The 12,215-nt window shown below is 66.5% G+C and carries 6 protein-coding genes; all 6 read right to left on the bottom strand.

Features of this window, described 5'->3' with window-relative positions; all coding sequences use genetic code 11:
• Window positions 1-274 precede the first annotated feature (274 nt).
• The 6 genes from ACN20X_RS29305 to traI are packed head-to-tail and all read right to left on the bottom strand — an operon-like array spanning window position 275 to window position 12,199.
• On the bottom strand, window positions 275-5,011 hold the full coding sequence (locus ACN20X_RS29305; RefSeq protein WP_012478234.1) for a zincin-like metallopeptidase domain-containing protein: 4,737 nt from the start codon (window positions 5,009-5,011) through the stop codon (window positions 275-277).
• Window positions 5,012-5,014: 3 nt separating this feature from the next.
• On the bottom strand, window positions 5,015-5,407 hold the full coding sequence (locus tag ACN20X_RS29300; RefSeq protein WP_012478235.1) for a hypothetical protein: 393 nt from the start codon (window positions 5,405-5,407) through the stop codon (window positions 5,015-5,017).
• Window positions 5,408-5,431: 24 nt separating this feature from the next.
• Window positions 5,432-7,492, bottom strand: coding sequence for a DNA topoisomerase III (locus ACN20X_RS29295; RefSeq protein WP_011255183.1), 2,061 nt, complete (start codon window positions 7,490-7,492; stop codon window positions 5,432-5,434).
• 14 nt (window positions 7,493-7,506) lie between these two features.
• The gene (gene traF / locus ACN20X_RS29290) at window positions 7,507-8,043 is read right to left on the bottom strand and encodes a conjugative transfer signal peptidase TraF (protein ID WP_012478236.1); all 537 of its coding nucleotides are present in this window, start codon (window positions 8,041-8,043) and stop codon (window positions 7,507-7,509) included.
• Window positions 8,040-9,944, bottom strand: coding sequence for a type IV secretory system conjugative DNA transfer family protein (locus tag ACN20X_RS29285; protein WP_012478237.1), 1,905 nt, complete (start codon window positions 9,942-9,944; stop codon window positions 8,040-8,042). Before ACN20X_RS29285 ends, traF begins: the two co-directional genes overlap by 4 nt.
• Window positions 9,941-12,199, bottom strand: a complete 2,259-nt coding sequence (gene traI, locus ACN20X_RS29280; RefSeq protein ID WP_012478238.1) for a TraI/MobA(P) family conjugative relaxase — start codon at window positions 12,197-12,199, stop codon at window positions 9,941-9,943. Before traI ends, ACN20X_RS29285 begins: the two co-directional genes overlap by 4 nt.
• Window positions 12,200-12,215 lie beyond the last annotated feature (16 nt).

Genomic DNA, 12,215 nt, shown 5'->3' with positions numbered 1-12,215 from the left:
ACTTATTGCACTGAAAACGAGGAGACCCCGAAATGGCGATGCGAGATCCAGGCGGGCAGGGCGGCCGCCATCGTCGGAACTGGCGATGGTCGACCGCGCCGGCGTGCATCGCCGGAAATGGCGATGCTGCAGCTCGACGTGCGCGGGCCTGGTGGCATCGTCGGATGCGGCGATGCTCGAGCAAAAAAAAGCCGCCTCGGGGTGCGAGGCGGCGATGACTGCCGGCGGCCAGGGAGGGAGGAAACCGCGCGTGTGGTTGCAGCCCTCCGGGACTTTAGCCGATGCGTGCCGCGCGGCGCGGGCGTTCCGGCTGCTGCTGTTGCTTCTCCGCACGCTCCTGGCGCTGCTCCTGCTGCTGTCGGCGGCCTTCCTCGATCAGCACCTGGCCCACGGCTGCGCCGACCTGGCGCTTGAGGCCGTCGCGGCCCAGCTCGCTCTTGTTCGCCAGGTCGTTGAAGTCGGTGAAGCCCTTGGGGTTCGCCTGCTGCTCGCCCGGCGCGAAGATCGGGAAGATGGCCTTGCCGCCTACGGCCTTCGCGGCTTCCTCGGCCTTGGCGCGGCCGGGGTTGTGGCCGCGCTCGATCTCCTGGGCCTTGTCGTCGTCGCCGGCGATCACGATGGGCTTGTCGGGGAACTTCTCGCGCAGGGCGCGGGCCACGTGCGGCAGGTTGCCCGAGTCGAACGCGGCCACGGTGGCATGCCCCAGCCCTTCGGCCAGGCTCGCGGCCGTGGCATAGCCCTCGGCGATCACCAGCGCCGGCGCTGCGGCCAGCGCATCCATGCCGCCGACCGGGTGGAAGCATCCTTCCTTCTTGCTGTCCTTGGCGAACCGCTTGGTGCCGTCCTCCTGGATGTACTGCATCGTCCACTGCTTGCCGTCCACGTCGAAGGCGGGGATGTAGGTTTTCTGGCCCTCGCGGTCGGTGAACACGCCGGCGTGGGCCTCGATGCCCTTGGCTTGCAGGTAGGGCGTCGGCTGCTCGACCGGCACCAGGTCGGGCATCTGGCGGCCGACGCGCTGCGCGGTGGCTTCCTGGAGCTTGTCTTGCTCGGCGGCACGCTGGGCCAGCTTCTCGGCCGCCTCGGCCTGGAGCTTGGCCTTCTCCTGGTCGCTCAAGGCGTAGCCCTTGCTCTTCCAGGTAATGTCCGTGCCGGTCTTGTTGTTGATGATCCGGCCGGCCGGGTGGCCGTCCAGGTGGCCGACATAGAAGCCATCGAGCGTGCCCTTCTTGCCGCCCTCGACCGGCACGCGATGCCGCTTGCCGTCCATGATCGGGTGATCGCCCTGGGCGTTGCTGCCGGTGAACAGGCCGGCGCTGCGCATGGCCTCGGCGAACTCTTCCCTTGGCGTCATCGCTGGCCCCTGCTGGGCCTGCACGTTCTCGGGCTTCCACTGTTCCAGCTTCGCCATGTCGGCGCGAGGGCCGGCATACCAGGACTTCGCGGCCTTGTCCCAAAGCGCGCCGGCGGCCTTGGCGGCGTTGCGCTGCTCGTAGGGCACGGCAAGGTACTGCCGGGCCTGCTGGACGGCCTGTGCGGCCTTCTGGCCGCCGTCCTGGGCCTCGGGTGCCTGCTGGGTCGGCTTGGCCTCTACGGCCGGCGTAGCGGCTCCCTGCGACCATTTGGCGAAGGGGGCCGCATCCACTCCCGCCGGCACGTACCAGGACTGTTCCTTGCGATCCCAGCGCGCTCCGAGCTGCTTGGCCTCGTCCTTCTCTTTGAACGGCACGCTGATGTACTGCCGTTCGGTTGCCTGGCTGGCCTGGGCCGGCTGCTGGTCGGCCGCAGCCACGCGCTGTTCCTGCGGTGCCTGGTGCTCCACGGAGTCGCCGCGCTCGTCATCGACCCGCTGGGAGTTCTTGGCTTCCTCGGCCGCGACGAACGCTTTGGCCTCCAGCGCCTTCCGGGCTTCTTTAGCCGCTGAAATGTCCTCGTCGGTGCTGTTCGGGTCGCGGCGGACGCGATCCTCTTGCACGCGGGCAAGCCGGGTCGCCTTCTCGTACTCGTCCGTCTGCGAATTGGCGTCGATCAGCGCCAGGCGGTCGGCCAGCTCGTCGGCCTCGCCCAGCGTGCGGGTGGCGGTGAGGTAGGCAAAGGCATCCTCGCCGAACTGCGCTTCGCCCTTCCGGGCGTACAGGTGGTACGCCTCCGGCGTCTCCGTGGCCAGGTCGGCGGCCCGCGTCTCGCCGTCACGCTCGACCACGCCGACAACCCGCACTTCACCCGTCCAGTCGTGGGGCAGGGGGAAGCCCAGCGCATCGTCGGCCGCCAGGTGGAAGGCTTGGCGGTCGCGCTCGCGTGAATTGGTGTTGCCGGTTGCCAGGTCAAGCCGCGTTGCAGCGACTACGGCATCCGGCCGGCGCTCTTCGACCAGGTGATCTATTGCGTCGTTGATCTTCGCTTCCAGCGGCTCCAGGTCGTAGGGCAGCTCGTGCCGCGTCCAGAACTCGTTTTGCGTGTTCATCGGCTGCATGCGATCCAGCACGTCCAGGGCGCGGTCGATCTGCTCCAGGGTCGCGCCTTCGAGCGCACGGCCCACCGTGCCCAGCTCGACGTGCTTCAACATCCAGGCTTCGGCCTGGTCGGTCTGCTGGGGTACTTGCATCGTGGCCTCCTGACTCGCAACGGTTTGACGGGCATCGCGCACGGCCTCACGCCAGGCGTTCGACGCGGCCACGAAGGCATCGCCGGCCTTCTGCACGGCCTCATCGTCGTGCTGGGTCTTGTAGCGGGCATCGCCGGCGTTGTTCTCGCCATAGGCGCGCACCAGCTCGCGCTGGAAAGCATCGTCGGCAGCCTTCATGGCCTCGTGCTGCTCGGCCGTGCGTTCGGCCACGGACAAGGGCTTTGCCTCTTGCTCCTGGGCCAGCGCCGGCAGGGCCAGCAGTTGATCGGGCGCGTAGCTCTCCAGCTCGGCCAGGCTTCTGACCTGGTGCGGTTGTTCGTCTTGTTCGTGGAAGGCAAAGATGCGCTCGCCATCCGCCCACCGCGATTGCGCGTCCAGGTGAGAAACGATCTCCTGGCCGTGCTCGCGCAGCTCATCATTGAGCTGCTGGGCCTCGGCCTGCTGCGAGGCGATGCTGTAGATCGGCTCCAGGCCGTTCTTGACGCGCCGCTCGTCGGCGTACTGCTCGGCCTTGGCGTTGATCTGGCGGGCGATCTCTTCCGGCTTCTGGTCGCGGCCATCGGCATCGCCGATCACCTGGTCGCCCAGCTTCAACGTGACGTAGCGCCGGCGCTCGGCGTCGTCGTGGTAGCCGGCCGACAAGCGCCGCTCGCCGTTCGGGGTGGTCATGGTGCCCAGCGGCCCGACACCTTCAAAGGTGCGATGGACGGAATCCACACGGCCAGGCTCTTGCAAGCCGCTGTAGGCAACCTCCCAGCCGTGTTTTTCGACCAGGGCCTGGAGCGTCAAATCGGAGTAGTGCTGCTCGGGCTGCTGCACCTGGGCCTGCTCTTGTTCCTGAACCTGCTTCTGCTCGAAGGCCAGCACGTAGTCGTGAATCTTCTCGGCGTCGGCAGCGGCGCGGAACACTTCCAGCGGCTCGTCTTGCAGGGCCTTGATCCAGGAACCGACATAGGCGGCGTGCTGGCCCGGATCGTGGCCGATGCCCAGCTCGTCGCCGACGATCATGGAAGCGATCTCGGCGCGCAGCTCTTCCTTGGCGTACCCCTCGGAACCGAAGGGATGGGCCAGGTCGCGGTCAAGGCGGGACGGGTGGCCCGTCCAGTGGCCCAGCTCATGCAGGGCGGTCGCGTAGTAGTTGTCGGCGGTGGGGAACTGGCCCCGGTCGGGAAGGTGGATGCTGTCGGTCGCGGGCCGGTAGAACGCGCGATCACCAGGCGCGTGCGTGATCGACGCACCGGACGCTTTCAGGATGTGCTCGGCGCGCTCGACGGCGCTCCAGGTCTGTTCCTTCTTCTGGATCGGCGGCAGGCCGTCGATCTGCTCGGCGTTGAACACCGTGGCGAAGAACACGCGCGGGCGTTCGAGCTGCACGGTTTCCTTGACCGGCTCGCCCTTCGCGTTGAGAACGGGCCGGCCGCTCTCATCGACCTTGTTCTGTTCCTCGCTGAACTTCCAGTATTGGACAGGCGTTCCCTTCTCGCCCTTGCGAACCTGCGCGCCCACGGCGGCGGCCTGCTTGTAGGTCATCCAACGGCCATCGCTGCGGCCCTGGGCCATCAAGTGAATGGCGTTGATGCCCTTGTACCGCTTGCCGGTGGTCGGGTTCATCGGCAGGTAGGCGTTCGGCTCGCCAGGCTCCCACGGCCGTTGCCACGGCGCGGTGCCTGCCTTGAGCTGCTCGATCAGTTTTTCGGCAACGACTTCATGAAATGGCTTCTTGGGTTCCATTGCTTCATCCCTTCGGAATAGTTCGTTGATCTGCGGAAAGGTCTGCTGCGTCCTGGAACGGTCGTGAAGGCCATCCGCGACCATGCACACGATGTTGTGCAGGTCGGCGACTTGCATGGGCCGCACGCGGGCGATGCAGGTTTCCATGAATGACTGCTGGCCGCGCTCCAGCACCTGGGCCTGGCCCGCGTGCTGGCCGGGCGCGATGCTTTCGCAATGCAGCGCCCAAACCTCTTCCGCGCGCACGTCCATCGAAGCGCCGGCATAGCGGCGGTTGATGTCCTCCCAGCGTGGTTTCAGGCTCGGTTCCTCGCGGGCGGCGATCAGGCCGTCCAGCAGGGCGCGTTTCTCGGCCGGCTTGAAGGTGTTGGCCCCGTAGTGGCCCAGCACTTCATGCCGCAGCGTCAGCACCAGGTCGGCGGCGTCGTCCATGTTCGCCAGGGGCACGTCCACGCGGCCACGGTAGGCCCGGCCGTTGTGGATCGTCTCCTTCGGGACATAGCCGCCCTTGAGGTCTGCCGGGACTTCTGCTGCCCGGTGGCCGTACAGCTCGCCGGTGTTGTCGCGGAACCGATAGGCCAGCTCCAGCGCGCCGGGATAGTCTCGGACGAACGCCAGGGTGACGGCTTGCGCCTCGGCCTGGTTGATCGGCATGGGTTAGCCCTCCTGCGCCTTCTTGCGCGCGATGGCCTCGTCCAGCGATTCGCCCGGCTTCCAGTCGTACAGCTCGCGGATGTTGGTCGTATTGACGAAGGGCGGAAGGTCGTCGCTCGGGCCGCCTTCGGTGATGAAGGCCGGGGCCTGGTCGTCGCCCTGCGAGGCCAGGGCCGCCAGGTCGTCGCCGCTCTCTGCGGCGTCCTGCTCGCTCAATGCGTCCTCCACGAACGCGCCGGCGCGCTCGGCTTCCTCGGGGTCGAACTCGGCCTGGTAGCCGGGCGTCGCCGCGTCGGCCAGCTTCTCGCGCAGCGCGCCGGCGGCGGCCGCGTTGTCGTCAATGGCGGGCAGCTCGGGCAGCACGTCATCGGCCTGGGTGGTGTTTTGCTGGTTCATGGTCATGCTCCTTCGTCTTGGTGGTTACTCGGCTGGGCCATTGCGGCCCTTGCTGTAGTCGGGCCGGCCTTTCAGGTCGGGATAGGTCTGCTTGCACGTGGGGAAGTTGCTGCATCCCCACCAGAATTGCCCCTTGCGCTTGGCCGGCCTGCGCGACAAGCCATTGCCGCAAGCCATGCACTTGTGCAGGGACGAAACCGGCGTGGCTTCCTTGCCGCCGGCGATGCTCACGGCTCCGCTGTTGGCCTTCGCCACCTGGTCGCGGATGAACGCCTCTTGCTTCGTAATGAAGGCGTCCAGGGCCGCCGTGCCCAGCTCGACGCCCTTCAACATGCGTTCGTAAAGGGCGGTCAGCACCGGGCTTCGCACCACCTCGGGCAGCGCGTCGATGACGCTGCGGCCCAGCGTCGTGCTGACGATCTGCTTGCCCTTGGTTTCCAGGAACTCGCGGCGTTTCAGCTCGGAAATGATGGATGCGCGCGTGGCGGACGTGCCGATGCCATCGCCTTCGCGCAGCATCTTCTTGTGCTCCGGGTCGCTCACGAACTTGTGGATGTTCTCCATCGCGCGAATCAGCGTGCCCTCGGTGAAGCGCGCCGGCGGCTTGGTTTTCGCATCGCGTCGGGTGGCCTCGGTGCAGGTCACACCGTCGCCTTGCTTCATCGGTGGCAGGGTCTGCGCGCCGTTCTCGTCGTCGCCTTCCTTGGCGTCCTCTTCGTCGGCCTGCTCGAACACGTCACGCCAGCCGTTGCGCGTGACCACCTTGCCGGACGCGGCGAAGTTCTCGCCGGCGATCTCCACGCCGACCGTGGTTTGCATGTACTCGTGCAGCGGGTAGAACTGCGCCAGGTAGGCGCGGACGATCAGCTCGTAGATGTTGCGCTCGCGCTCGCTCAAGCCGGCCTTGCTGCCTTTCTGCATGGTCGGCACGATGCCGTGGTGGGCGGTGATCTTCGAGTCGTCCCACGTCTTGGACTTGATGCGCGGGTCGGCAGCATCGACCAGGCCGGCCAGCTCGGGGTTCACGTGCTTGACGGCCTCCAGGACGCGCGGCGCGTCGGCGTGCTGCGACTCCGGCAGGTAGGCGCAGTCGGTGCGCGGGTAGCTGGTCAGCTTGTGCGTCTCGTAGAGCGCCTGGCAGGTGTTCAGCACGTCCTCGGCGCTGTACCCGTAGCGCGCGGACGCCAGCGCGGTAATGTCGGACAGCGCGAAGGCCAGCGGCTGGTTCTTCTTCTTGGCTTCCTGCTTGTAGGTGGCGATGGTGCCCGGCTGGCCCTTGACGGCGGCCACCAGGGCATCCGCGACGGCGGTATCAACAAGGCGGCCTTCGCTGTCCAGGCCGGCTTGATCTTCCTTCGCTTTCCAGGCGGCGGCGAAGCTGCCGCCGGCGTGCTCGACCACGGCCTTGATGGTGTGGTACGGCACCGGCTTGAACGCCTCGATCTCGCGGTCGCGGCCGACAACAAGCGCGAGCGTCGGGGTCTGCACGCGGCCCACGGTCAGCAGGGCGCGCGAACCGCCGCGCTGCGCCCGCAGGGTGTAGGCGCGACTTAGGTTCATGCCGATCAGCCAGTCGGCCCGCTGCCGCCCGCGTGCGGCATCGGCCCAGCCCTTGTACGTGGTGTTTTCCTTCAAGGCGGCCAGGCCGCGCTTGACGGAAACCGAATCCTGGGCAGACACCCAAAAGCGGCGCGCCGGCTTGCTGCTCTTGAAGTGCTCCAGCACTTCATCGACCAGCAACTGGCCTTCACGGTCGGGGTCGCCGGCGTTGACGATCTCCTTGGCTTCTTTCAGCAGCTTGCCGATCACGGCGAGCTGCTTCTTGGCATCGTCCTTCGGGTGAAGAACCCACGTCTGCGGGATGATGGGCAGCTCATCGACGCGCCATAGCTTCTTGCCTGATTTGCCGGTCGGCACGTCATCGGGCGTGTACTCGTCCGGGTCGGCCTGCTCCAGCATGTGCCCAAAGCACCAGGTCACTTTGTCGCCGCCGCACTCGATGAAGCCGTCGCCCTTGCCGGTGATGCCCAGCTCGCCGGCGATGGCTTTTGCGACGGATGGTTTTTCCGCGATGAACAGTCGCATGGTGGTTTCCTCCCCTACCAGGTGATGACCGGACGGATCACGGTCTGAACTTGAGAACGATTGATCGGGCCGAAGTAGCGGCCGTCGAAAGACGTGTCGCTCACGTCCGACATAAGCAGCAGCTCGGCATTGCCCAGCGTGTAGGTGCTGGCCTGGAAGCGCGGCAAGGGCCGACCGGACTTGTCGGCCTGGATGGGCTTGCTATGTGGCAGCAGCTCGCCATTGACGCGCACGCCGTCATCGGCCACCGATACGGCATCGTCTTTAGCGGCTAAAACGCGCTTCATCATGTAGCCGTAGTCGCCTGGGCAGAACCCGGCCCCGATGTAGCCCCTTTCCTTGGCGTCATCGAACACGCCGACCTTCGGCGGGCACCAAAGCACGTAAGCGCCCCGCTCCACCGGCGCGCTGCTCGTCCAGTACAGGCCGACCGGAATGCTCTTGGTGGTGTTGATGCGGGCACCGGCGGCATAGCTGCCGGCGGCCAGCACCAGGGCGGCCAGGCCGGCGACGGCTACGCCTTTCGTGATGCGTTTCAGGATGCGGCTCATATCGTGATGCCCTCCCCTGCCTCGACAACCTGGCGCAGCCGGTCGGTGGCCTTCGGCGCGGGGATCGAGGCCCGCGCCTGAAACACCGGGTCTTTGAAGTACAGCGGCTGCTTGCCGTAGATGGCGGGGTAGCCCGCGACGTAGATCACCATGTCGCCGGCTTCCTCGATCTCGCCCTTGTCGTTCTTCTTCGGCCCCGGCATCCGCAGGCATTCATCGGGCGTCAGCAAGGGGCGCTGCACTTCCTGGTAGGTGCGCGACACCTGGCCCAGCATCGCCGCCGTGCGGCGGCCGCTGGTCGTGATCTGCTCCTTCACCACGGTGGTCTGCCCGGTCAGTCGGGACAGGTGTTCGGCTGTCTCGACGCGGTTGGGCGGGTAGGCGTTCTGCACGTGGCAGTTCGACGTGATGCTTTCGTCGTGGCCGTAGCCCGTCTCGCGGCTTCGGAGCTGGTTAATGTCCTGGCAAATCAGGTAGCACTTGATGCCGTAGCCGGCGACGAAGGCCAGCGACTCTTGCATGATTTCGAGCTTCCCGAGGCTCGGGAACTCGTCCAGCATCATCAGCAGCCGGTGCTTGTAGTGGGCCACCGGCCGGCCGTTCTCGAAGTCCATCTTGTCGGCCAGCAGGCGCACGATCATGTTCACCATGACGCGCACCAGCGGCCGCAGGCGGGCCTTGTCGTTGGGCTGCGTGACGATGTACAGGCTCACCGGGTCGTCGGAGTGCATCAGGTCTTTGATGCGGAAGTCCGACCGGCTCACGCTGCGCGCCACCACTGGATCGCGGTACAGGGCCAAATAGGATTTGGCCGTGGACAGCACCGATCCGGCTTCTTCCTCTGGCCGATCCATCATGTCGCGGGCGGCCGATCCGATGGCGTGGTGGTTCTGACCGTCCACGTGCCCGTAGGTGGTCATTTCCATCCATAGCTCGCCAATGTCCCGGTTCGGGTCGGCCAGCATGGCATCGACCGATGGCAGCGTGGCCGTGCCGCCGTCGTTCCTGGCCTTGTAGAGCGCGTGCAGGATGACGCCGACCAGGAGCGCGAAGGCGGTCTTTTGCCAGTGGGAATCCAGGCCCTTGCCGTCCGGGTCAACTATCAAAGTTGCTAGGTTCTGCACGTCGCCGACTTCGGCCTCGGTGCCGACGCGGATTTCGTCCAGCGGGTTCCAGCACACGCCGCCCGAGCTGCTGGCCGGCTCGAAGCGCAGCACCTTGTTCTTCGCGTGCTTCTGCCGCCAGCCGGCGGTCAGCGCCCACAACTCGCCCTTCAAGTCGGTGATGACGCTGCTTGCGCCCCACGAAAGCAGCGTCGGCACCACCAGGCCGACGCCCTTGCCGCTTCGCGTCGGCGCGTAGGTCAGCACGTGCTCGGGGCCGCTGTGCCGCAGGTAGTAGAAATTGCCGTCCTTGTCCTGCCAGCCGCCGACATAGACGCCGGTGGCGGTGGGTGCGTCCTTGCCGGTCACGATCTCCAGGACGTTCCGCTCGCGCGGCAGCAGGCCGGCCGCCTGAATGTCCTTCTTTTCGGCCCAGCGGGCCGAACCGTGCAGGTATTCGTTCGCCTTCGAGCTGTTGGACGTGACGACTTTCGCCACGGCCACACCCAGCAGGCCCACGGTGGCAGTCACCATGCCGATGCTGCCGGCCCGCATGATCTCGTCGGGGTACTGGCTGTACCACTTCGCCGACCAGTTCAGGATCGACCAGGGCGCGTACACGTGCCCGAGGTTGGCCCCGAGGCTCGCGTGATACTGGAACGTGTAGGCGAAGAACTGTGTCGCGGCCTGGAGGCCGCCGACCAGGGACACCCCGCCGAGGATCGGCAGCAACTTGCTGGGCTTCGGCTTCGCGCTGCGAACCTGCGGCCCCACGGCGTTGTTCATCTTTATTTTCATCTACTCCTACCTTTCGACGTTTTGATGGAGCCTTTTGGCGTGATCGTCACGGCATCGCCGACCGCGATGCGCGACATGCGCCGGGCCGTGGCCTGGTCAATGGGCATCACCATGACCTCATCGCCTCGTTTCAACAGGGCCAGCGCCTGGCCCTCGATGTTGCGGACACCCTCGAAAGCAAGGCCACCTTCACCGGCAGTATATCGCGCGTGCTTCGGTATATCGAAACCTTTCGAGCGTTTCGACTCGCGTTCGGCGATGTATTTATCCGCCGCCGCGAGGCCCGGCGGGGCCGCTGCTACTCCTGATCCTGGCCGAGAAATATCCCGTCGCAGTTGGTGATCTGGTTGGGTTCCTTGCTGCTCCAGGTGACGAGGAACATCACGCGGCAATAGCACTTCACTTCCGCCGGCGATGCGAACCACACCGAGTTGGGACAGTGTTCGCAAACGGTGCTGGCTTTGGGGCGGCGGGACTCGTCCAATGCGTCCAATGTCGGGCTTCCGGTGGACGGCTCCGGCGTGAACGCCGGCGGTGCCGGCTCGCCCGCCACCTGGTCGCCCGAAGCCTGCTCGGGCGACGGCGATGGGTCGGGCAGCGTCGTCGTGGGTAGCGGCGCGCTGTCCAGGGCCGCCAGGGCCGCGTCCAGCTCGTCCTCGATGCTCTGCGGGTCGCTGGTCGGCTCGCTCGGTTCGGTCGGGTCGCTCATGGGTGTTCTCCTTCTTCAATAGCGCAAGCCGCCGGCTCTCCAGGGCCGGATCGGCGAACGTGATGGGTAGCTGGGAATCAACGGCCGCGCGAATGATCTGCGCCTGAAACTGCGTGGTGCCGTTGACGGTGATGCGGCTGCCGTAGCGTTCCATCGCCAGCCGTAGAGCTTCTTGCAAGCCCTCGCGCGTGGCCTCGCGCGAGACTTGCAGCTTGTCGCCATCGTCCCGAACGGCCGTCAGGCCGGCGCGGAAGATGATGGTGCCCTTCTTGGTGATGTTGTCCGTCACCGGGGCATGGCCGGGGCGCGGATCGCCCCGGCCCTGGATGGTGTTGCCTTTCAAGCCCTGCGCCGCCTCGCGGGCGCGCAGGGCGGTCAACGCCTCCGCGTTGCCGTGGGTCGCTTCCTTCTTGAGCCAGTCGGCCCACGTGCGGCGGCTGTGGCTGTCGTAGAGGGCCTGGCGGTCTTGCTGGTACTGCTTGTTGATCGCCTGGATTTCGTCGCGCAGGGCCTTGCTGGCCTGGGCATACAGCAGCTTCTTGTTCGGGCCGCTCTCGCCGATCACCTTGATCGTCGCGCGGCGCAGGCGGCCGGAACGCTTCGCGGCCTCGACCAGCCGATCCTTGCGCCGGCGGGCCTGCTCCAGCGCCTGCCCACGTGTCGCGGTCAAGGTCTGCTGCTCGGCCTTGTACCGGGCGTACAGCTCGACCGTGTTCACGCGCAAGCGGATCGGGTCTTTCTGGTACTGCCGCTTCGCTTTGGTTCGTGTCTGCCGTTCGGGCGAAGCCTCGAACGGGCCAAGCCGCGCCTCCAGCTTCGGCTTGGAAAGGTCGCGGGCTAGGGTGCTCGCCTTGACCATCGTTCCGTCGCCGGCCTCGATCACCAGGCCGTTCGCACGCTCGCGCAGTTCCAGGCCGTTGTCGCGCATGACCTGGTGCAGCTCCTGCCAGGACTGCGCGCCCTTGATCTCGTCCAGGCATTCCCGCTTGATCCAGCCGACCAGGCTTTCCACGCCCGCGTGCTGCTCCATGTCGGCCGCCCTGCCCTCGGCACCGCGCTGGCGTGGTTCGTGGTTGTCCCGCTCCAGCCCGTAGTCGCGCTCCAGGGCCGTGCAAAGCTCGGCCAGCGCCCGATGCGAGTAGTACGGCTCGTGCATCGTGTTCCGGGTCGGGTGAATCTTGTTGATGGCGATGTGGATGTGCAGGTTGTCGGTGTCGTTGTGAACGGCACTGACGCGCTGGTGTTCGCCGTAACCCAGCCCGGCGCAGATACGTTCCTCAATCGCCCGCAGGGTGTCGGCGCTGGGCTGCTCGCCGGCCCGGAAGCTGACGATCAGGTGATAGGTCTTGTCGCCCTTGGCCCGCGTGTTCGTGTGCTGGGTCGCCAGAACCTCGGTGATGGCGTCCTGCACGGACACGGCATCGCAGTTCGTGATCTGCACCTGGCCCAGCCGGTGATCCTTGCTCTGCGCGTCGGTGACGTAGTTCACCAGGCCGGCGAAGTCGGACTTGCCCAGCGAGCGCATGGGTACGTGCTTGGCGATCATCGGCCAGCCCCTGGCT

Source organism: Delftia sp. PX-1, assembly GCF_055797465.1.
Note: the sequence above shows the minus strand (reverse complement) of the source record. Positions and strands in the feature narration are given on the sequence as shown.